Annotated in this window: 22 protein-coding genes; 7 read left to right on the forward strand and 15 right to left on the reverse strand. The window is 53.1% G+C overall.

Annotation, left to right across the window (positions count from 1 at the left end; translation table 11 throughout):
• Positions 1 to 14: 14 nt before the first annotated feature.
• The 3 genes from JMF85_RS20415 to JMF85_RS20425 form a co-directional block, all read right to left on the reverse strand.
• Positions 15 to 995 (reverse strand): catechol 2,3-dioxygenase, encoded by a 981-nt coding sequence (locus tag JMF85_RS20415; RefSeq protein WP_054799086.1) that lies wholly within the window; start codon positions 993 to 995, stop codon positions 15 to 17.
• 128 nt (positions 996 to 1123) lie between these two features.
• Entirely contained in the window at positions 1124 to 2326 is a 1203-nt protein-coding gene (locus JMF85_RS20420; protein ID WP_127605530.1) for an acyl-CoA dehydrogenase family protein, read from the reverse strand.
• Between the two features lie 244 nt (positions 2327 to 2570).
• Positions 2571 to 2807 carry a hypothetical protein gene (locus JMF85_RS20425; protein WP_141333997.1) on the reverse strand — a complete coding sequence of 79 codons (237 nt, stop codon included), beginning with the start codon at positions 2805 to 2807 and terminating at the stop codon, positions 2571 to 2573.
• Positions 2808 to 3043: 236 nt separating this feature from the next.
• Here JMF85_RS20425 and JMF85_RS20430 point away from each other — a divergent pair, with 236 nt between their 5' ends.
• Both JMF85_RS20430 and JMF85_RS20435 read left to right on the forward strand, forming a co-directional pair.
• Positions 3044 to 4531: a phospholipase D-like domain-containing protein gene (locus JMF85_RS20430; protein ID WP_397376002.1), complete on the forward strand. Its 1488-nt coding sequence runs from the start codon at positions 3044 to 3046 to the stop codon at positions 4529 to 4531.
• A 127-nt stretch (positions 4532 to 4658) separates the two neighbouring features.
• Positions 4659 to 5843 (forward strand): oxalate decarboxylase family bicupin, encoded by a 1185-nt coding sequence (locus tag JMF85_RS20435; protein WP_201318812.1) that lies wholly within the window; start codon positions 4659 to 4661, stop codon positions 5841 to 5843.
• A 59-nt stretch (positions 5844 to 5902) separates the two neighbouring features.
• Here JMF85_RS20435 and efp read toward each other — a convergent pair whose 3' ends face one another.
• The 4 genes from efp to JMF85_RS20455 form a co-directional block, all read right to left on the reverse strand.
• A complete protein-coding gene (gene efp, locus JMF85_RS20440; protein WP_054795217.1) occupies positions 5903 to 6460 on the reverse strand; it encodes an elongation factor P in 558 nt (185 codons plus the stop codon).
• Between the two features lie 60 nt (positions 6461 to 6520).
• Complete coding sequence (locus tag JMF85_RS20445; protein WP_054795218.1) at positions 6521 to 7594, reverse strand: M24 family metallopeptidase; 1074 nt, start codon at positions 7592 to 7594, stop codon at positions 6521 to 6523.
• Between the two features lie 2 nt (positions 7595 to 7596).
• Positions 7597 to 8043: a type II 3-dehydroquinate dehydratase gene (gene aroQ, locus JMF85_RS20450; RefSeq protein WP_054795219.1), complete on the reverse strand. Its 447-nt coding sequence runs from the start codon at positions 8041 to 8043 to the stop codon at positions 7597 to 7599.
• 78 nt (positions 8044 to 8121) lie between these two features.
• Positions 8122 to 8634, reverse strand: a complete 513-nt coding sequence (locus JMF85_RS20455; protein WP_141334000.1) for a YqhR family membrane protein — start codon at positions 8632 to 8634, stop codon at positions 8122 to 8124.
• A 206-nt stretch (positions 8635 to 8840) separates the two neighbouring features.
• Between JMF85_RS20455 and JMF85_RS20460 the strand changes: the two genes are divergently transcribed.
• Complete coding sequence (locus JMF85_RS20460) at positions 8841 to 9716, forward strand: DUF1385 domain-containing protein (RefSeq protein WP_155614860.1); 876 nt, start codon at positions 8841 to 8843, stop codon at positions 9714 to 9716.
• Between the two features lie 28 nt (positions 9717 to 9744).
• Positions 9745 to 10023 carry a hypothetical protein gene (locus tag JMF85_RS20465; protein ID WP_054795221.1) on the forward strand — a complete coding sequence of 93 codons (279 nt, stop codon included), beginning with the start codon at positions 9745 to 9747 and terminating at the stop codon, positions 10021 to 10023.
• A 37-nt stretch (positions 10024 to 10060) separates the two neighbouring features.
• On the opposite strand, the gene JMF85_RS20470 is transcribed toward JMF85_RS20465, so the two are convergent.
• On the reverse strand, positions 10061 to 11071 hold the full coding sequence (locus JMF85_RS20470) for a patatin-like phospholipase family protein (RefSeq protein WP_141334002.1): 1011 nt from the start codon (positions 11069 to 11071) through the stop codon (positions 10061 to 10063).
• A gap of 159 nt (positions 11072 to 11230) precedes the next feature.
• Positions 11231 to 11653 carry a transcriptional regulator MntR gene (mntR, locus tag JMF85_RS20475; RefSeq protein ID WP_054795222.1) on the reverse strand — a complete coding sequence of 141 codons (423 nt, stop codon included), beginning with the start codon at positions 11651 to 11653 and terminating at the stop codon, positions 11231 to 11233.
• A 160-nt stretch (positions 11654 to 11813) separates the two neighbouring features.
• Here mntR and splB point away from each other — a divergent pair, with 160 nt between their 5' ends.
• Positions 11814 to 12875, forward strand: coding sequence for a spore photoproduct lyase (splB, locus tag JMF85_RS20480; protein WP_141334003.1), 1062 nt, complete (start codon positions 11814 to 11816; stop codon positions 12873 to 12875).
• 15 nt (positions 12876 to 12890) lie between these two features.
• Here splB and JMF85_RS20485 read toward each other — a convergent pair whose 3' ends face one another.
• The 6 genes from JMF85_RS20485 to yidD form a co-directional block, all read right to left on the reverse strand.
• Positions 12891 to 13601 (reverse strand): cytochrome c biogenesis CcdA family protein, encoded by a 711-nt coding sequence (locus JMF85_RS20485; protein WP_201318842.1) that lies wholly within the window; start codon positions 13599 to 13601, stop codon positions 12891 to 12893.
• 13 nt (positions 13602 to 13614) lie between these two features.
• Positions 13615 to 14418 carry a metal ABC transporter permease gene (locus JMF85_RS20490; RefSeq protein ID WP_127605546.1) on the reverse strand — a complete coding sequence of 268 codons (804 nt, stop codon included), beginning with the start codon at positions 14416 to 14418 and terminating at the stop codon, positions 13615 to 13617.
• A gap of 55 nt (positions 14419 to 14473) precedes the next feature.
• The gene (locus tag JMF85_RS20495) at positions 14474 to 15256 is read right to left on the reverse strand and encodes a metal ABC transporter ATP-binding protein (protein ID WP_127605548.1); all 783 of its coding nucleotides are present in this window, start codon (positions 15254 to 15256) and stop codon (positions 14474 to 14476) included.
• Positions 15257 to 15288: 32 nt separating this feature from the next.
• Positions 15289 to 16287, reverse strand: coding sequence for a metal ABC transporter substrate-binding protein (locus tag JMF85_RS20500; RefSeq protein ID WP_201318813.1), 999 nt, complete (start codon positions 16285 to 16287; stop codon positions 15289 to 15291).
• Between the two features lie 162 nt (positions 16288 to 16449).
• Positions 16450 to 18441 carry a methionine--tRNA ligase gene (metG, locus tag JMF85_RS20505; RefSeq protein ID WP_141334006.1) on the reverse strand — a complete coding sequence of 664 codons (1992 nt, stop codon included), beginning with the start codon at positions 18439 to 18441 and terminating at the stop codon, positions 16450 to 16452.
• Between the two features lie 517 nt (positions 18442 to 18958).
• Positions 18959 to 19168, reverse strand: coding sequence for a membrane protein insertion efficiency factor YidD (gene yidD / locus JMF85_RS20510; protein WP_127605554.1), 210 nt, complete (start codon positions 19166 to 19168; stop codon positions 18959 to 18961).
• Between the two features lie 234 nt (positions 19169 to 19402).
• Here yidD and JMF85_RS20515 point away from each other — a divergent pair, with 234 nt between their 5' ends.
• Together JMF85_RS20515 and JMF85_RS20520 are read left to right on the forward strand one after the other, a co-directional pair.
• Positions 19403 to 19750: a hypothetical protein gene (locus JMF85_RS20515; RefSeq protein WP_127605556.1), complete on the forward strand. Its 348-nt coding sequence runs from the start codon at positions 19403 to 19405 to the stop codon at positions 19748 to 19750.
• Positions 19737 to 20204, forward strand: a complete 468-nt coding sequence (locus JMF85_RS20520; RefSeq protein WP_127605558.1) for a type II toxin-antitoxin system VapC family toxin — start codon at positions 19737 to 19739, stop codon at positions 20202 to 20204. The genes JMF85_RS20515 and JMF85_RS20520 overlap by 14 nt, the downstream gene beginning before the upstream one ends.
• Positions 20205 to 20214 lie beyond the last annotated feature (10 nt).

Here is a 20214-nt window from a genome sequence, read left to right on the forward strand (position 1 = left end):
CATGAATCGGACGATTAGCCTATATTGGCAGCCTTTTTATGATCGATAACCGGGGTGCCGTACATAAAGAATTCTTGAGGCAGCGGAGAACCATACCAGATGATGCCTTTCTCAAGATCCTCTTCCTTCCAGGTAACCGGCTTCCAAGCCGGATCAAAAATCAAATACCCTGCATCTCCAAACAACTCGACGCGGTTGCCTCCCGGCTCGAATACGTACAAGAAGTTGGCTTGGCTAATCCCATGCTTGCCTGGGCCTGCGTCAAATTTAATACCGTTCTCTGTGAAAATATCGGAAATGTCCGACAGGTGCTGCGGATATCCATACCAGTAGCAAATGTGATGCATGCGGGCCTTCCCGCCCAGCGGATCGCCCATCATCGCAATCTCATGAACGAGCGGACTTACGCTAAGCCATGCCGCTGCATCCGTTCCATTATTTAATCTTACGTGCTCACGCAGATTAAAGCCAAGTTGATTCATCATAAAGTCGACATTGGGCTTCATTTCGCTTGCCATCAAGTTTACATGATCCAGTCGGCGAACCGGAACTCCGCGCGTCGGACGCTTCTGCGGACGGTTCAACAAGGGGGTCTTCTTCTCTTCCGGCGCCTGGTAGTATTCGACCTCCCACAGCAGTTCCATCTTATGTCCGTCCGGGGTCGTGAACTGATACGCAGCCCCGTGACCGTCTTCGTCGTCAAACCATCCTTTGCCAAGACCGGTCTCCTTCACGGCGTTGACACGACGTTCCAGAGCCTGCTTGGAAGACGTACGCCAAGCGACGTGACCCAATCCCGCTTCCTTCGCTTCCGTCACCTTCAGTGTATGGTGGTAGAAATCTTCATACCCTCTCAGATATACGGACTGTCCTCTTCTGCCGGTCTCCTCCATGCCTAACAGCTCTTTAAAAAACCACAACGTTTCATCCGGTTTCGGGGAATAAATCTCTACGTGTGCAAGCTGAGCCACATCAAAAATCGGTTCTTTTTCCATTTTGATACCCTCCCTGATTTTTTCTTTGTCGTATTGAGGATTTCGCTAACTTCCTTAACATTAGGATTGAACCACGTGGAATGCGTCCGGCACACCACCCCCTTATCGCGGAAGGTCATTACCGCTTCTTACCATACCGGGTCGCCCGGCATACCGAACATCGTCCGTCCGTAAGCGGCCATGGAATCCTCGTATAATTGGTTCGGGTGAGATGCCGCCGCGATAAGATCCCGCACAACCAATTCCACTGGGTCTCCTTTAAAGATGGAAGTGCCGCCAAGCGTTAACAGCGCTTTCAAAGCAAGTTCGGCCGAAGATCTCGCAACATAACCCCGCATGGCGAACAACCGCTCACGTTCCTCGTCGCTTACGGCGATTTTACCTTCCTGCTGCCATTCATTCAGCTGGTCGACATAACAGTTAACGACGCCTTCCAACGCATGAAGCTGTATTTTCATCTCGGCCATCACGCGCTGGCTGCTGGCAGCTTCCTTTTCCTTGGCCCCCATTTTGAACACGCGGACGCGTTTCTCCGTGCGCTCCTGGAACAACGACACGATTTTATCGACGCCGCCCAATACGACCGGAAGAAAACCTAGCAGGAAGAGGGGCATGAACGGCATGCGGTAAACGGGATCGTTCGGGTCGTAGTCTTTTCCCGCAGGCAGCCCCGTGGCCAGCGCGCGACCTGCAGGGAAGACCCGATGCAGCGGCACAAAGGCGCCGTCTACGACTACCCCGTTGCTTCCCGAAGCGCGAAGTCCGATCGTATCCCAGTTTTCCACGATCTTGAAGTCGGACTTCGGCACCGCCATCAAGCAATATTCAGGGCCTTGACCGTCCGGCAGCTCCACGAGAGCGCCAAGCCCGACCCAATCGCTCCACAGAACTCCGCTGCAGAAATTCCAATGCCCGTAGAGACGATAACCGTCCCCCTCCTTCTCCACACGGCCGATCGGAGCGACAACGTCGGCGAGCAGTCCGCCCTTCTTGAATATTTCGTCGCTGCCCTTCGTTGGCAGATAAGCCACCCACAATTCGTGCATGGAGTAGAAATAGACGAGCCAACCGGCAGCAACGCTGTGCCTTGCCACCGTGCGGACGATGTCAACGTACGTCCCCAAGTCTACCTGCAGTCCGCCGTATTTTTTGGGACGCATCAGCTTGTGGAACCCGGCCTCCTCGATGGCTTGGGCCACTCGTTCGGAGAATCGTGCATTCTTGTCGGCTTCTACGGCCTCGGCTTCGGCAAGCTTGCCGATCGCTTCCGCTCTGGCAAGCAGATCTTCAATCTCCGAATGCGCTTCTGGCTTGAGCTTGTTAATTGCCATTTTCACATGCCTCCTTTAGTTAAACGCTTTCATTTTGTTGGGATTCAACCCGCTACCGCTCTTCCCCCATCACTCCTTGGTTTTTCTTATGAACTAATCATAAACAATTTTCGATTTACAATATGCAGACAATTATGCGGATTCAAGAGTCAATTTTCCGCCGTATTCATATGAATCGTATGAAACGAAAAACCCGAGCGACATTCATCGCTCGGGTCATCTTCAAGGACTTTTTTGTTTTCGGCTAGGTCAGATGAGTGTTCTTTTTTATTTGAAGGGAGGATTGGATGGACTCTTTGCGAAGCAGCTCACGTACCGTATGGGCATCGGCAACAAAAAATAAATCGCACTTTATCAGGTTGCACAGCGCCTTTTGGGCTGCTTCCAAAGCTGTCTGTTCACATTGTAAGAGATAATAGCAGATGCTGTAACAGTCAGTTTCATGCTTTTTTAAAGTGGATAAGCGTTCCATAGTTTCCAAGTGAACTCATCCCTCGCGTTTACTTTTGAAGCATGCGAACTTCAACTTATTTGCTTATCCCCTATTTTAAAGCGTTTTTCCTTGTTGGATAGTACTATATTGTTCTAGTACCTTGGAGAGACGGTCTGCCGCAGTAAATTTTGTATATACTCATTGCAATTCGCACAGCTTATATAGATAAAGGAGGGATTCGCTTGGTGTTTATTTTGGGGCTGTATCTCATAAATACACTCTTGATGTTAATCGTTGCGGTACGCGAAGCACGCAAGCCGGCCAAGGCTTTGTTCTGGCTAACCATCAGTCTTATTATACCTGTCATCGGATTTGGACTGTATCTCTGCACATCCAATCCTGTGCGTATACGTGGAGAAAGACTGACCTCTCCGCATAATGAGACGGACACGCTGCCTGGTTCATTTAGCCGCTCAGCCTCGGCTATCGCCCATGCTTTACGCCATTTGACCGTGCATGGGCTTCGGACCGGCCGTGTTCAGGTGCTGATTAACGGCATCGAAACCTATGAGAAACTTATCGAATCCTTACAGAACGTACAAAGAACAATTGATATCGAGTATTTCATATACCGCGATGATCAGATAGGCAGGCGCATCACCGACCTGCTGATCGAACGGTCCGCAGCCGGCGTGCGGGTCCGCTTTATTCGAGACGGTTGGGGAAGCCGGAAATTTCCGCGGGCTCAAATTCTTCGAATGATGGATGCGGGGATTGAGTGCCGCACGTTTTTTCCGATGCGCTTCCCATGGGTACTGTCCAATTGGAATTACCGGGATCATTGCAAGATCGTTGTCATTGACGGAGCGGAAGCCTTTACAGGCGGTATCAATGTCGGGTATGAGTATACCGGGATGAAGCCAAACGTAGGGTTCTGGCGCGACACCCATCTGTTCATCGCAGGTGAGGCTGCCGTGGACTTACTGGCCGTTTTCGATTCCCACTGGGGGATCGCTTCTCCGGAACAGAGCCGGACGAAGACACGTTCGAACGCCAACATTGCGCCTACACGTAAGCCCATTCAGCAGCCAAGTCCATTTTCGAAAAATATCGACCCTTCCGGCAGGGCCGCAATTTCCGGCTGGTTGACCGAATGGAGCGTCGAACCTGGCACCACAGCTGGCAGCGGTACTGACACCGGTCAGCAGAAAGAAGCGCTGCATGAAGCTTACGTGCAGACGCTGGAAGGCAACCCCGGAATTCCTACTCCAGTTATCCGGGAAGCGTACTTCATTTGTCTGACCCAAGCGGACCGGACACTTGATATCACAACCCCCTATTTTGTGCCCGATGCAGATATTATGATGGCCATCAAGACAGCCGCGGCGCGTGGAGTACGGGTAAGAATGCTGGTTCCCCGCCAATCGGATCAAAAAATCGTTGATCTTGCAAGCCTCACTTACTACGGAGAATTGTTGGAAGCCGGGGTTCATATTTACCAATACGACAAAGGGATGCTGCACGCGAAGGTGATGATCATCGATGGCGAAATTGCCGAAGTCGGCGCCGCCAATTATGATCTGAGAAGTTTCCGCCTTGATTACGAGGTATGCGAAATCTTGTACAGTGTCGGCGTGGCGCGTGAACTTACCGAGCAATTCGAGCGCGATCTCCTTGATTCCGTACAGCTGCGCATCGAAGATTTGGTTCAGCGTTCCCTTCCGCGCCGAACGCTGGAGCAAGCGGCGCGCCTGCTTGCTCCGCTGCTGTAGCCTGCAGGACAGACATGGATTGGTTTGCCGCACAAGGTCAACTGGCATACACGCGAATATGCTTCATAAACTAATAAAATAAATGATGACCCTCATTTTTTTATTAAAATACAAAGGAGCATGTTTGATGGATAGACTTCCTCCGGATCATGCAGCGCCGCTGCATATACCGCAGCCCATAAGGGATGACGGTGCAGGCGCAACCGATACCGGTCCGCGTGACGTCATGCGGGATCTTGAGAATCCCGATATGTTGGTTCCACCGGCTACTGACTCCGGTACGGTCCCCAATCTGAAGTTTTCATTCTCCGACACCCATATGCGCTTAGAGCACGGCGGCTGGGCGCGGGAGGTGACGGTAAGAGAGCTGCCGGTCGCGACTACGCTTTCCGGTGTGAATATGCGGCTGACGCCGGGCGGCGTACGGGAGTTACACTGGCACAAACAAGCGGAGTGGGCTTTCATGATCAGCGGCCGGGCGCGCATTACTGCAGTTGATCAGGACGGGCGAAACTTTATCGATGATATGGGCGTAGGCGACCTGTGGTATTTTCCACCCGGCATCCCGCATTCGATTCAAGGCTTGGAGGAAGGCTGCGAGTTTCTGCTGGTCTTCGACGACGGCCGTTTTTCCGAGAATGATACCTTCACCATCTCCGACTGGTTCGCTCACACGCCGAAGGACGTACTGGCTGCGAACTTCGGCGTGCCGGAAAGCGCCTTTTCCCATATCCCGTCGAAGCAGCGATATTTGTTTCAGAGCAAGGTGCCCGGTGCGCTTGAAACCCAAAAGGTCGCGGATCCGTACGGCACTGTGCCGAAAAGCTTCAAACACCGGCTGCTCGCTCAGGAACCGATCCGCACTCCCGGCGGTACGGTGCGTATCGTAGATTCCTCCAACTTCCCCATCTCGATTACCATTGCCGGAGCGCTGGTGGAAATCGAGCCGGGCGGGATGCGAGAGATGCACTGGCACCCGAACAACGACGAATGGCAATACTATCTATCGGGCAAGGGACGTATGACGGTATTCGCGGCCGACGGCACGGCCCGCACCTTCAACTACAGAGCCGGAGACGTCGGCTACGTGCCGTTTGCCTGCGGGCATTACATTCAAAATACCGGCGACCGGACGCTCTGGTTTCTAGAGATGTTCAAGAGCGACCGCTTCGCCGATATTTCCTTGAACCAGTGGATGGCGCTAACCCCGCACGAGCTTGTACAGGATACCTTGCATGTTGGACCTGAATTCTTGGAGGTGCTGCGCAAAGAAAAATGGCCTGTTGTCAAGTACATGAACAGCTCCAACTAACGCCAAGAACCGTACCCCGATATAGAGGGTACGGTTCTTTAGGCGTGAGAAGGACGTCTTTACGCCCGCGAAATGTATTGACCTTCGCGAGTATCGATCAGCAGCACATCGCCTTCATTAATGAAGAGCGGCACTTGAACGTTGAGGCCGGTTTCGACTTTGGCGTTTTTGGTCGCGCCTTGCGCAGTGTTGCCTTTGATGCCCGGCTCGGTTTCGACGACTTTCAGCTCGACGCTGTTCGGCAGGTTGATCCCCAGGATCTCGCCTTGATAGCTCAAGATGTTGATCATCATGTTTTCTTTAAGGAAATTCAATTCCCATTCGATTTGCTTTTGATCGAGGTTGATTTGGTCGAACGTTTCCGTGTCCATGAACGTATGCTCTTTACCGCTCGCATACAGGTACTGCATCTGGCGGTTCTCAATATGAGCGCGGCTAACGTTCTCGCCGGCGCGGAATGTACGCTCGACGGTGTTGCCGTTGCGCAGGTTTTTCAGCTTGGAACGGACGAAGGCCGCGCCTTTACCCGGTTTTACGTGCTGGAAATCGATAACCGTGAACAAATCGTGGTCCACTTCAATGGTTAAGCCTGTTTTAAAATCGTTAACTGAAATCACTTTAAAAAACCTCCCTAAAAATGTGAGCAGACGGCGTACCGCCGCTACCAGGTGTAAGCTTTATGGAATCACAATCAAGTCTTTGCTTGATTGCGTCAACCTGCGGTTACCGTTCTCTGTAATGACGATGTCGTCTTCAATGCGTACTCCGCCGAAGCCGGGTAAATAAATGCCAGGCTCGACCGTTACAACCATCCCCGGCTCCAGCACGATATCTCCCTGTACGGAGAGCCGCGGCGCTTCGTGAATTTCCATCCCGAGCCCGTGGCCGGTGCCGTGTCCGAAGAAATCGCCGTAGCCGTGCCGCTTGATGACGTCGCGGGCGACGGCATCCGCTTCCCGTCCGGTCATGCCCGGACGAATGCGGCTCAACGCTTCAAGCTGCGCTTCCAGCACAATACCGTAGATCTCACGGTGCTTGTCCGCAGGCTTACCGAGTACGACGGTACGCGTAATGTCGGAGCAGTATCCTTGATAGTACGCGCCGAAATCGAGCTTGACAAATTCGTCGGTGCCGATGACCCGGTCGCTTGCTTTACCGTGCGGCAGTGCGGAGCGTTCGCCCGATGCGACGATCGTTTCGAACGAAGTCGAAGCCGCTCCGTGCTTGCGTACGAACATCTCGATCTCGAGCGCGATGTCCTTCTCCTTCAACCCCGGCTTCAATAAGCCTAAGATATGGGAGAACGTGCGATCCGCCAGATCAGCCGCCGCTTGCATAATTGCGATTTCCGTGTCGTCCTTGATCAAGCGCAGCGTTTCGACGAGCTTATCCGTAGGAACCAGGTCGATGCCGTTCAGTGCTTTGCCGTACGAAACGTAGGAGGCGTAAGTCAGATCCTGCTGCTCGAACCCGAGCTTGCGGAGCCCTGCGCCCGTCAATATGTCCAGAATCGTTACCATCGGGTTCGGAGCGTGCTCCACCACTTCGTAGCCTATCGCTTGCTGCGGGGCCTGCGTCATATAACGGAAATCCGTTAACAGCACCGCCCGCTGGCCTGTGATCAGCACATAGCCGGCCGATCCGGTAAACCCGGTCATGTACATCCGGTTCGTGGCGTTCGTAATCAGCAAAGCTTGCAGCCCTTGCTGTTCCATGATCGACCGAAGCCGGTTTATTCGCTGCTGCTGCATCGTTATCCCTCCGAACGTTCAAAATGTAGAACGAGCGCTCGCAAGCCGAGCTCGTAGCTGTCCGCGCCAAAACCGGCGATCTGTCCGAGAGCGACCGGAGCCAGCACCGAAACGTGTCGAAACGATTCCCTTTTATGAATATTCGAGAGATGAACTTCAACGGTCGGAATCGCTACCGTACTGATCGCATCGCGCAGCGCGTAGCTATAATGGGTGAAAGCGCCCGGATTAATAAGAATGCCATCCTTCGTGCCGTAAGCGCTATGTATGCGGTCGATCAATTCGCCTTCGTGGTTCGATTGGAAGCTCTCAAGTCCGACACCTAAAGCACCGGCCACTTTGCCCAGCTTCTCTACGATTGTTTGCAGCGTTAGCGTTCCGTAAACACCCGGCTCACGAACACCGAGCATGTTCAAATTCGGCCCGTTCAACAACAAGATTTGTTTCACCGAATGTCCTCCTTACCGTGAAAAACAGCACAACCTTTGCTATTTTACCATATGTTTCATCGGTTTGAGAACTTTTTTTTACACAGCCTCCGGCGTTCCCGGCTTTTTACGGTAGGGCTCGCGGCTTCGCTCATCCGTAAATTCGAAGGAAATCGAGTATCCGATGAACAATCCCCAAATCAAGAACAGGCAAGCGTCGGTCAAGATCGTATTCAAATCCATACGGATCATCCACGGCATCATTCCCGTGACCGGTCCGATGAACATAAAAATGGCCGCCCACCATGCGGCGCCGTAAAAGAGACCGAACCAGGAGCCTCGTGCTTTTGCCAGAATGAGGGCATACAATAAAGCGGCGGCGACGGACATCACAATAAAGGCGCCCCAACCGAGTAAATATCCCGGCCAGGAGGACAGAAAGGAATGCAAGAAAAACGGCTCCAATAAAAATCCGGGCGACAGCGAGGTGAAATGAAAATAATGTTCAATGATTTTCAATCCGCCCCAGATCAGGCCGGCAAATAACCCGATATAGAACGCGAACGTCCATTTATTTGTCTTGGCTTGTTCATGACGTTGTTGCTGCTGCATAAGCTTCGTCCCTCCTCCATTTCCGATCATGCCTAGTATGACCAAAACTGCGGCCGATAAACAAGTAGCATTATGCGCGCCGATTCGTTACAATAAATACACGGTATCCTCATCGCTAACCATTCATTCCAAAAAGTAGGTGCATCGTTGTGTCGAACAATCAGCAACAAGCGATATACGGCGGACAAGCCGTCATTGAAGGTGTCATGTTTGCCGGTCAGAAGGTCCATGTGACCGCCGTTAGACGTAAAGACCAGACCATTCAGTATTTGGAAGTGCCGAAAAAAGAAATACCCTGGGTGCAAACGCTCAAAAAAATCCCTTTTATCCGCGGTATCGTCGGGATCGTGGAAGCGAGCGCGAAGGGCGCCCAGCATTTGAATTTTGCCGCTGAAGTGTTTGCGGAAGAGGATAACGACGCGAAGCAAGAAAAGAAAGAATCCGTCGCGGCCAAAATATCGATGTACCTCGGCGTCGCATTCATCGGAATCTTATCGTTCTTGTTCGGAAAATTCGTCTTTACCCTCGTTCCCACGGCGGTCGAGCAAGTGGTATTCGGAAACATGTTCGAGAATCAAATCGGCCACAATTTAATTGAAGGCTTAATCAAAATCGTTCTGCTCGTCGGCTATATTTACGCCATATCGCTCACCCCGATGATCAAACGATTGTTCCAATACCATGGCGCCGAGCATAAGGTGATCAGCGCTTATGAAGCCGGCGTCGAGCTGACCGTGAAGAACGTGCAGCAGTTCAATACGCTGCATTATCGCTGCGGCAGCAGCTTTATCGTCTTCACGGTGCTGATTGGCGTTGTGATCTACTCGTTCTTCGAATATAACTCGTTCATCGAACGTATCGTGCAGCGGATCGTGCTGCTGCCGGTCGTTATCGGCGTTTCGTATGAAGCGCTGCGGTTTACGAACAACTTAAGAGAAGTGCCTGTGCTTCGCTATCTCGGGTATCCGGGGCTATGGCTGCAGCTGCTGACTACGAAAGAACCTGACGATTCGCAGGTGGAAGTATCCATCGCTTCCTTCAACCGCATGCGGGAAATCGACCGGCAGATGCAAAATCAATAACTTCGATTCTGTAAAGGGGGCTCCTCACATGAGAAATCGAAATAACACGATAGCTTACATTCTCTTCGGCTTGCTGGCGATCGGCATCTTGGCCACCGTATTTTCTAATCCGGGAGCCGTGCTGCTGCCTGTACTCGTATTCGGCGTTATCTTCTTCCTGTATAGATATCCGCCGAATACCTGGAAACGCCCGAATCGCTCGGCGCCGACCGGTCGATTCCAGCGGGGCAAACGAAAGAAAGCCAACTTCCGCGTCATTCCCGGCAGTAAGGACAGCAACGACGACGAACCTCCGAAATATCATTAATAAGATCAGCCGGCCCTGAGGGCCGGCTGTTCTCATTTTACGTTAAACTTTTCTTCTGAGGGGGTTCTTCCGGCTTGGGCGTGACCCGGCACACATGCGTCAAGTAATGATGCTTATAATCGGTAAACTTCCACTTCCCGAAGAAAGCCATCGTCGATTTCATCCCTGATTCAAACAGCTCCACGCTTTGCTCGGGCGTCAAATCGAAATCGGTGACACCAATGCCATGCGTCGGAATTTTGACGGAACGAAAGCGGTTATGCTCTTGAATGTAATAGTCGTCATGCGCATCCAGCATCGTCGAGAATAACGCCCGCAGCATCGAGACGGGACCGAAAATCGTATTGGGCTTTCCCGTGCCGCGGCCTACCAGCTGAAATCCGATCGTCGGCGTGAGACTATCCACCTTCGTTGGGTCGTCGTTGTCGAACAACCATAACGGAAAGTTGCTAAGCAGTCCGCCGTCGACGATGTAAACGAATTGATCCGCAAACTTCTCTCCTCGCTTGCGAGGCAAGTTTGTTTTCTTGCGGATCACAACGGGATCGAAGAAATAAGGGATACTCGTACTCATCCGCACCGCTTTCGCGATGAGAAACCGCTTCGGATCGACCCCATACTGCGCAATGTCGTCCGGCAGTACGAGCAGCTTCCGCCCGGATATATCCGAAGCGACAATCCGCAATTGATTCGATTTCAGATCGCCGAACGTCCGAATACCCTTGGCCAGCAGCAGCTGATAAATCCAATGCTCCAGCGCTTCGCCGGAGTACAGTCCTTTTTTGAGAAAAAGTCTGGATAAAGGCCCGATCACTTTGGTATTGAATATAGGCGCGCGCTGCAAAAACTCCGTAAACGGCGTTCCTTCAATAATAGTTCTCATTTCATCCGCCCGATAACCGGCCGCAACCAGCGAAGCGACGATGGCTCCCGAGGAAGTCCCCGCCACCTGGTGAATGCCGTAGCCTAGCCGCTCGATGGCTGATACGGCACCGGCCAACGCAATACCTTTGACGCCTCCGCCCTGGAAAACCGCATTGATGTTCACACAGGCATCCCCTCTTCCCATTAAGCGCTACCGTGGGTCTCACAGTCTATGTATGAGGGAAAGGATTGTACATATGCTCTTTTTGTTGCGAAAATACAAAAAAGCTTAAACCCGAAGGCCTAAGCTTCTAAAATGATGACGAACAGGCAGATGCCCGAGTTACGATTCTTCCAACTCCGTCTTCAGCTTGATCAAATCTTCGCCGCGCGAAGTGTCCCGCCTGAAATATTCCACGAGCGCCTCGATGCATGTAATCGAATCCCAGCTTAAATGGTGCTCGATCCCTTCCACATCTTTATATATGTTATCCTCCGAAACGCCGATTGTCGTCAAAAATTGCTCGAGCAGCTGATGGCGGTCGACAAGCCGTTTACCGACTTTCTGTCCCTTGGTCGTCAGAACCAACCCGCGGTATTTCTCATAAATCAAGTAGTTATCTTTATCCAGCTTCTGAATCATCTTTGTTACTGAAGATGGATGAACTTCGAGACCTTCGGCAATGTCAGACACGCGCGCGTAGCCTTTCTCATCGATCAATTTGTATATTTTCTCCAAATAATCTTCCATACTCGGCGTTGCCATGCGCGTTCCTCCTGTATTCCCATGACGAGATGTGACCCATCAAATTACCACGAGTCGAAAAGCTGAACCTGATGCAATCTAATAAGGTCGAATTAGCGTTACTAACTATATCATAAGCTTAATGCCATAGGCAAGTCTACTACTCCAAAGGAGGAAATGTATGTCGACCGAGCTGCTCGCCCCTCCGATCCGGCAAACGCAAGTATTCGTGCCGGAACTCGTTTATTTCGAGCCGGATGCACTGGAGTACCCGAAGGGGCAACGTATCCATGAATGGGCAACGCGCGAAGGCTTGCCGATTCGGATGACGACGTCGCACAACCGGATTACGAATTTACCCGGCGACAGCGAACTCGAGAAGTATCGGATCGCCAAGCGGACGCTCGTGGTCGGGATCCGCAAGACACTGAAGTTTGACACTTCCAAGCCTTCCGCCGAGTACGCCATACCGGTGGCTACCGGCTGTATGGCCCATTGCCATTACTGTTATTTGCAAACGACGCTCGGAGCGAAGCCTTATATTCGCGTCTATGTTAATACTGATGATATTTTGGCGCAAGCCCAAACATACATCGAAGAGCGGGCTCCTGAAATCACCCGTTTCGAAGCGGCCTGTACGTCCGATCCCGTCGGCCTGGAGCATATTTCCGGATCGCTCAAGGAATATATCGAGTTTATGGGGAAACAGCCGCTAGGACGTCTGCGCTTCGTGACGAAGTTTCACCACGTCGAACCGCTGCTCGATGCCAAGCACAACGGCCATACGCGTTTCCGCTTCAGCGTGAATGCCGACTATGTGATCAAAAACTTTGAGCCGGCCACGTCCAGCTTCCACGAGCGGATTGCCGCGGCCTCCAAAGTGGCGAGGGCCGGCTATCCGCTCGGGTTCATCATTGCCCCCATCATTTGGCACGAAGGGTGGGAGGAAGGGTACGCCGAGCTGCTGCACCAACTAAAAGAGGCGCTCCCCCGGGAAGCGACCTCGAATTTAACCTTTGAGCTGATTCAGCACCGGTTCACGAAAACCGCCAAAACGGTCATCGAACGTCGCTATCCGAAGACGAAGCTGGAAATGGACGAAGCGAAGCGTAAATACAAATGGGGCCGCTGGGGCCAAGGCAAGTACGTATATCCGGACGAACAGGCTAATGCGCTGCGCGAGTTTATTACGGAACGTATCTTTACTCATTTTCCCGAGTCGAAGATCGAATATTTCACCTGAACGCGGGAGCGGAAATTAGCCGATCCAAGCGGGCGTTATGCGCTGCAGCCAGATCGTGATACGCGTCATTTGATCGGTATAGAGCAGTACGGAAATGATCAGCATCACGCTGCCTCCGACTTTCATCATGACCGCGGAATATTTGAGTATCCACTTCGTCGAGCCGATGAAAAAAGCAAGGACGATAAACGGAATGGCAAAGCCAAGCGAATAGGCGGTGATGAGCGGCAGCCACGAATTCGGCTCGCTGGCGGCCAGCACCAGCATCGCCGACAAAATCGGTCCGATACAAGGCGACCATCCGGCTGCGAAGCCTATGCCGATCAATAGCGATCCGAGGTAACCGGCCGGTTTCGTCTTGATTTGCAGCTTGCGCTCCCTCATCAGCCATTGCGGACGGAAAATACCAAGCAAGAACAGTCCCATGACGAAGATGAAGATGGCCGACAACTGCCGGAGTAAATCGCGGTTATCGAAGAAAGCCGTCGCCACGGCGTTCGCTCCAAGCCCCAGGCTGTAAAAGATAACGGAAAAACCGACGACAAAGCTGAGCGTATGCGTAACCAGCTTAAACCGGATCTCGCCGGACTTTTGACCGTCCTTCAGCTGACCGACGGAAACGCCGGTAATGTAAGATAAGAACGAAGGATACAGCGGCAGCACACAGGGAGAGATGAAGGAGATCAGCCCGGCCCAAAGCGCGATCCATACATTCAGTTCCACGATATTTGTCTCCTTTCTACGAGCGCAATCCCCGTTTGACGAATAAAATGCCGATGAGCAGCGCGATCAATACGAGCACGACCGATGCACCCGGCGCCAAGTCCCACAAGCCTGCGCTAATCAATCCGATCAATACCGCCGCTTCCGCGAACAATATCGACCAAAAAATCGAACGCTTAAAGCTGCGGGCCACAAGCAGGCTGCAAGCGACCGGAATCGTCAGCAGCGACGAAACAAGCAGCGCGCCGACGATTTTGATCGACACGCTAATGACAAGCGCGGTAAGCATCGTAATCATGATGTTATAAAAGCGCAGCGGCAGTCCGCTGACTCCGGCAGCGTCCTCGTCGAAAAACAGCAGGAACATCTCTTTATAATTGATGGCTACAAAAGCAATCACGATGACTGCGACGCCGCCAACGACCCACAGATCGGTGTTGTCCAGCGTATAGATGCTGCCGAAGAAGTAACTCATTACATTAATATTAAACCCTTTGCCCAGCGTAAACAGCATCGTCGCCAGCGCCACGCCGCCGGACATAATAATCGCGATGGACAGCTCCGCATAGGTCTTGTACGCTTTGCGCAGACGTTCGATCGCGAATGAAGCGATTAGTGCGAACAACAGGCCAACCCCGATCGGGTATACATTGATCAGAAAACCGAGCGCCACGCCCGCAATGGACACGTGAGCCAGCGTATCTCCGATCATCGAGAGACGGCGCAGCACTAGAAATACGCCCATCAACGGGGCGACCAGGCCGATCAGCAAGCCGCCCAGCAGGGCACGTTGAAAAAAGTATTCGGTAAATATGTCCAAGTTGCTCTCTCCTATTTCCCGCTTTCGAACCGGTGGCATAGCCTTCCGGACAAAGCTACGTCAATACTTCCACCGTTTCGCGAAGCTGGTGCATGGAATGGACCAGATCGGTCTCCCCGCAGTTCTCGGGCGCATGCGTATGTTTCACATAAAAGGATAATCCGCCGCGCCGCTGCTTCGGCTCCGAGCCGATATACGACTGAAGCATATCCATGTCGTGGGACACCATGATGAACGTAATATGGTGATGCTCATGCATATGCCGGATCATACGGAAGAAAGCCCCCTGCGTCTCGGCGTCGATGCCGACCGTCGGCTCGTCCAGAATGAGCAGCTCCGGGTTATTGACGAGCGCTCTGGCGAGAAACACCCGCTGCTGCTGGCCTCCGGACAACTGGCCGATGCGTCGGTCGGCTAAATCCTCAATGCGCATCGCATACAGCGCATCGTCGCATTTGCTGCGCTGGGCTGCGGTTAAACGGCGGAACATGCTTTTCTTGTTAAACAAGCCGGATGTGACCACTTCCCTCACGGTTGCCGGGAACAGCGGGTTAAGCGCATTCTTCTGCGGCACGTAACCGATTCGCTCCCAGTCGCGAAACGAACCGACCGGTTCGCCGAATAGCCTGATTTCGCCGCGGGTCGGCTTCAGCAAGCCGACGATCATTTTCAGCAGCGTCGTCTTGCCTGCGCCGTTCGAGCCGACCAGCCCGACGAAATCGCGTTCAAGCACGGAAAAGCTGAGCCCGTCGATGACGGTTTTGTTCTCATAAGAAAAAAAGATGTCATCGATCGTGACGATCTGTTGATGACATCCGGAACGAGCATTCGTATCCATAAGCAAAGCTCCTTAAGCGGAAGGTCTCCCCTCTATTGTAATGCTTTTATTAAATTATTCAAATTGTTTTCCATAATGGACAAATAATCGGCTCCCTGCTTCGCCTGTTCTTCGGTCAGCCCCTCGAGGGGATTGAGCACCAGCGTTTCAACCCCGGCGTCTTTGGCAAGCGTCTTGGCCAGTTTATCGGACACAAGCTCCTCGAAGAAAATGTATTTCACTTGATTGTCTTTCACGAACTGCATCATTTGCTGGATGTCCTTGGACGTCGGTTCGGCGTCCGGCGACAGCCCCATAAGCGCCTTCTGCGTAAGTCCGTACTCTTTGGCCAAATAGCCGAAGGAATGGTGCGTAACGACGATTTCCTTCTTGGGCAGCTGGGCGAGCTGGGTTTTGTATTTATTGTGAAGCTCGTCAAGCTGGTCCGCGAATCGCTTGAAATTAGCTTCGTAGTCGGCTTGATGCGCGCTATCGACCTTCACCAGCGCCTCCTTGATGTTCAGCGCGATCTGTTTGGCGTTGACCGGCGACAGCCAGACGTGAGGATCGGTCGAGCCGTGAGCGTGTTCGTCTTTCGCCTGCTCGTCTTTCGCCTGCTCGTCTTTCGCATGCTCGTCTTCGTGGCCGTGCTCCTCTTCCTCGGTACCGGGCAGCAGCTGGATGCCCTGGCTCGTCTCGACGACTGTTACCTTGGAGTCCTTCTTCATACTGTCAAGCGTATCGTGGACCCAGCCTTCGAAGCCTGCGCCTAAATATAAGAACAGGTCGGAGCTGGACAAATTTTGCATATCGCGGCTCTTCGGCGACCAATCGTGCGGCTCGACGCCCGCAGGCACCAGATTGATGACGTTGACATGCTCGCCGCCTATTTTGCTTGCGAAATCATAGAGCGGATAAAAGCTCGTGACGATGTTCATTTTGCCGTCAACAAGCTTGGGCTGCGGTGAACCGCATGCGGCCGTCAGCATGGAAAAGAGCAGAATCAATGTCAGGGGAATAAGGAATGACCGGGTCCGTACGTACTGGAACATGAATAATATACCTCCGCCATGTAAATCGTAATATTTTTTATTAACTATGGTGATTATACGACCCGCTTCCCCGGATGTCAACGCTAAATGTAGATTTTACGAACAAGAAAAAAAGACCCTCTACCTGCGCAATTATTCATGCGTTTGGCAGAGGGTTCACACTTATTTGACGATGGCACCGTTCGGCAGATCCTCCGCAACGGTCGCCAGGGTAAGCTGGTCGCCATGAGAGGCAGCCAAAATCATGCCTTGCGATAGTTCGCCGCGCAGCTTAACCGGCTTCAGGTTGACAACGCAGATGACTTTGCGGCCAACCATTTGTTCGGGCGTGTAAAATTTGGCGATGCCGGAGACGACCTGACGCTGCTCATAGCCAAGGTCGAGCTGCAGCTTCAGCAGCTTGTCGGCTTTCTTCACCGGCTCGGCGGCGATGACTTGAGCGACGCGGAGCTCGACTTTGAAGAAATCGTCGATCTCGATTTCGGGAGTCTTCTCCGCATCGTCCGGTCCGGGCGCGGCGGGTTCAGGCTGCGCCGCCGTTTCGGCCGGTGCTGCGGCTTTGCCCCCGCCCATCGACTCGGCGATGAAGGCGATTTCCTTGTCCGCCTCCAGACGCGGGAACATCACTTCGCCTTTGTGGACGCGCGTGCCGGACGGCAGCGTGCCGAAGGCGTGGACGGTATCCCAGGCCGTGAGCGCCCCCTCCTCGATACCGAGCTGCTGCCACATTTTACGAGGCGTCTGGGTCAGGAACGGCTGCAGCAGCACGGAGGAAATGCGCAAGCTCTCCGCCAGCACGTACAGCACGGAGCCCAGCGTCGGGCGCTTCTCCTCGTCTTTGACAAGGTTCCAGGGCTGCGTCTCGTCGATATATTTATTCGTTCGGCTGATCAGCTGCCAGATGGCGGTGAGCGCTAACGAGAACTCGAGCTTCTCCATCGCCTCCTCCACCTTATGCACCGTTGTTTCAAGCGTATCGAGCAGGCTGGCGTCAAACTCCGTCGCATTCGGAAGGTAAGGCTGCACAACGCCGTTAAAATACTTGTCGATCATGACGACTGTACGGCTGAGCAGGTTGCCCAGATCGTTCGCGAGGTCGAAGTTAATGCGCTCCACGAAGCTTTCCGGCGTGAATGTGCCGTCGGAGCCGAAGGGCACTTCGCGCATCAAGTAATAACGCAGCGCATCGAGACCGTAACGGTCGATCAGGGTCACCGGGTCGACCACGTTGCCTTTGGATTTGGACATTTTGCCGTCCTTCATCAGCAGCCAGCCGTGGCTGAATACTTTTTTCGGGAGCGGCTGGTCCAGCGCCATCAGCATGATCGGCCAAATGATCGTATGGAAGCGGACGATCTCCTTGCTCATCAGGTGCACATCCGCCGGCCAGTAGGTTTGGTAACGGCTATCGTCATCGCTGCCGTAGCCGAGCGCCGTGATGTAGTTCGAGAGCGCATCGATCCACACATAGATGACGTGCTTCGGGTTGCCCGGCACGCGGATTCCCCAGTCGAACGTCGTACGGGAGACGGCCAGGTCTTCGAGACCGGGCTTGATGAAGTTGTTGATCATCTCATTGCGGCGCGACTCGGGTTGAATGAAATCGGGGTTCGCGTCGTAGAACTCGATTAAGCGGTCCGCATATTTGCTCAAGCGGAAAAAGTAACTTTCTTCCTTCACCCATTCCACCGGGCGCCCACAGTCCGGACAATTGCCGTCTACAAGCTTGTTCTCCAGGAAAAACGATTCACACGGCGTGCAGTACCAGCCTTCGTAATGGCCGAGGTAGATGTCGTCCTGCTCCATCAGCCGGGTGAAAATTTTTTCGACCGCCTGCTTATGGCGCGGTTCGGTCGTGCGGATGAAATCGTCGTACGAAATGTCGAGCTTCTTCCATAGATCCTTAATGCCCGCGACGATATCGTCGACGAACTGCTGGGGCGTTTTGCCCGCTTCCTGGGCTTTGCGTTCGATTTTTTGACCGTGCTCGTCGGTGCCGGTCAAGTACATGACGTTGTACCCGCGCAGACGCTTGTAACGGGCCGTTACGTCGCCTGCGACGGTCGAGTAGGCGTGTCCGATGTGGAGCTTGTCGCTCGGGTAATAGATCGGCGTGGTGAGGTAGAAGCTTTTCGGCTTCGTATTGTCGGTCATGAATAATCGTCCTCCTTCTGGTGATGGGAATTGCGGATGGAAGCTTGGTTTTACCGCAGAACGCGCATCTTGCTTGCGCTATTGGCGTCAGGCAAGAGGCTCTCAAGCGGCGGCGCTGCAGGCGAAGCGGCCGACCGTGCAACAAAAAGAGCCCTCATCCCTTTGGGACGAGAGCTCGCGCTCACGTGGTACCACCCAACTTCCCCTGCGTCCGGGCATCCATGCCCTCGTAAACTACGAAAGCAGGAGCTTTGCAAGGCTCAGCGGTCTCATTCGACCTTCCGATAACGCCGGAACCGCGATGAAAGCTTACTGTCTGAAGCGCTGACGACCGGCTCACCCTGCGACCCGATTCGCGCTCTTCCTGCAGCTCACCTTCATAATCCTCCGGGACCATCTTCCTTCGCATGCGCCAACCGGTTCGCAGCTCCTCCGGCTCTCTGTGTGGCGAAACGTTCGAAGTACTTATCCGTTCACGGGATATTAAGCCAAATATATCGAAAAACAGGGGGTTATGTCAAGGCACATGGTCGATTCCTCCCGGGTGGAACGGGTGGCATTTGCAGATGCGCTTGACGGCGAGCCAGCTTCCCCGGGCCGCGCCGTATTTATCGAGCGCTTGCAGCGCATAGTCGGAGCAGGTTGGATAAAATCGGCAGGTCGGCGGCTTTAACGGCGAAATAAACTTGCGGTAGAACAGAACGCCGCCTCTTAACACTTGCTTCATCGTTCGTTCGCCCCCATCGATTGCACTAACGACTCTCCTCCCCTCATCTTGCCGGATTTGCCGATCTGTGTCAAACGCCCCCTGTTTAATTCGGCACCGGCACGTTTAATAAGTTGAATCCAGACAAAACCGCAAAAATCGCCAAATTCGCCCAGAAAACGATAATCCGATCCGAAACGTATGAACGTACACCTAGCGATCCGCCATTTACTAAAGCTTTGGAAGGTGAAGGACATGAGCAGTTCGAAAGATTTCATGCAAAGTCAATTGAAAAAATGGAAAAGTGCCGCCACCCAGTTCATCTCGGCCGAGGAAAATCAAACGCACGAAGAAGCGACTCTCATCGAGCTTGAGCCCGAGTACGCAGAGAAATGCCGTCAGCTGGCCGAAATTCAGCATACGACTGTTGCGTCCGTTGTACATTATATTTTGGAACAGCACTTTGCGCTGAGAAGCCATGAGCGGGTGTTCCAGGCGAGCCCCCTTCAGCTCGAGAAAAACCCGCTGCTGGCCCTCGACGGTTTGACCGTCAGCAGACAAACAAGCGCTTCGAGGGAGGTAGCGGCCGATGACTTCTTATGAGCAGACGAATCTGTCGCAAGCGGTTTTCCTGGAGCAGTCCGCCTGGATGGCGTTTATGAACCCCGAGGACCCGTATTACTTAAAAGCGCGCTCGCTTTTTTACGACCTCAGCGATTTGGACCGCCCTCTGGCAACGACGAATTACGTCGTGTTCGAAACCCACCAGTGGCTGCGCAATCATTTTGATTACACCGACGCGCAGGTGTTCCTCAATACGGTGGACAAAGCCGTCCAGCAGGGCGTGCTGACCATCATTCCCGGCGGTTCGGAGCTCGAACACGAGTCCAGACGACTGCTGATGGAATACCCGGATTACCGGTTTTCCCTGAATGAAGCGCTAACCGCCGTCGTACTGCTGCATTACCGCATGAAACGGATCTTCACGTTTAATCCGAACTACGCGTTCCTCTCCAGGCTCGATCGCGAAATTAAAGTGATTCCGAGCGTTTGGTAGCGCCTCCGCT

Source organism: Paenibacillus sp. EPM92, from assembly GCF_016586185.1.
GTDB classification, from domain to species: domain Bacteria; phylum Bacillota; class Bacilli; order Paenibacillales; family NBRC-103111; genus Paenibacillus_G; species Paenibacillus_G validus.

Coding starts and splice junctions, on each gene's coding strand:
- JMF85_RS20495 (WP_127605548.1), bottom strand. CDS start 15,256: ATGGATACGAATGCTCGTTCCGGATGTCATCAACAGATCGTCACGATC.
- JMF85_RS20445 (WP_054795218.1), bottom strand. CDS start 7,594: ATGCAGCAGCAGCGAATAAACCGGCTTCGGTCGATCATGGAACAGCAA.
- JMF85_RS20515 (WP_127605556.1), top strand. CDS start 19,403: ATGAGCAGTTCGAAAGATTTCATGCAAAGTCAATTGAAAAAATGGAAA.
- metG (WP_141334006.1), bottom strand. CDS start 18,441: ATGACCGACAATACGAAGCCGAAAAGCTTCTACCTCACCACGCCGATC.
- JMF85_RS20465 (WP_054795221.1), top strand. CDS start 9,745: ATGAGAAATCGAAATAACACGATAGCTTACATTCTCTTCGGCTTGCTG.
- JMF85_RS20455 (WP_141334000.1), bottom strand. CDS start 8,634: ATGCAGCAGCAACAACGTCATGAACAAGCCAAGACAAATAAATGGACG.
- JMF85_RS20420 (WP_127605530.1), bottom strand. CDS start 2,326: ATGGCAATTAACAAGCTCAAGCCAGAAGCGCATTCGGAGATTGAAGAT.
- JMF85_RS20460 (WP_155614860.1), top strand. CDS start 8,841: ATGTTTGCCGGTCAGAAGGTCCATGTGACCGCCGTTAGACGTAAAGAC.
- JMF85_RS20430 (WP_397376002.1), top strand. CDS start 3,044: ATGTTAATCGTTGCGGTACGCGAAGCACGCAAGCCGGCCAAGGCTTTG.
- yidD (WP_127605554.1), bottom strand. CDS start 19,168: ATGAAGCAAGTGTTAAGAGGCGGCGTTCTGTTCTACCGCAAGTTTATT.
- JMF85_RS20500 (WP_201318813.1), bottom strand. CDS start 16,287: ATGTTCCAGTACGTACGGACCCGGTCATTCCTTATTCCCCTGACATTG.
- JMF85_RS20520 (WP_127605558.1), top strand. CDS start 19,737: ATGACTTCTTATGAGCAGACGAATCTGTCGCAAGCGGTTTTCCTGGAG.
- mntR (WP_054795222.1), bottom strand. CDS start 11,653: ATGGCAACGCCGAGTATGGAAGATTATTTGGAGAAAATATACAAATTG.
- JMF85_RS20435 (WP_201318812.1), top strand. CDS start 4,659: ATGGATAGACTTCCTCCGGATCATGCAGCGCCGCTGCATATACCGCAG.
- splB (WP_141334003.1), top strand. CDS start 11,814: ATGTCGACCGAGCTGCTCGCCCCTCCGATCCGGCAAACGCAAGTATTC.
- JMF85_RS20415 (WP_054799086.1), bottom strand. CDS start 995: ATGGAAAAAGAACCGATTTTTGATGTGGCTCAGCTTGCACACGTAGAG.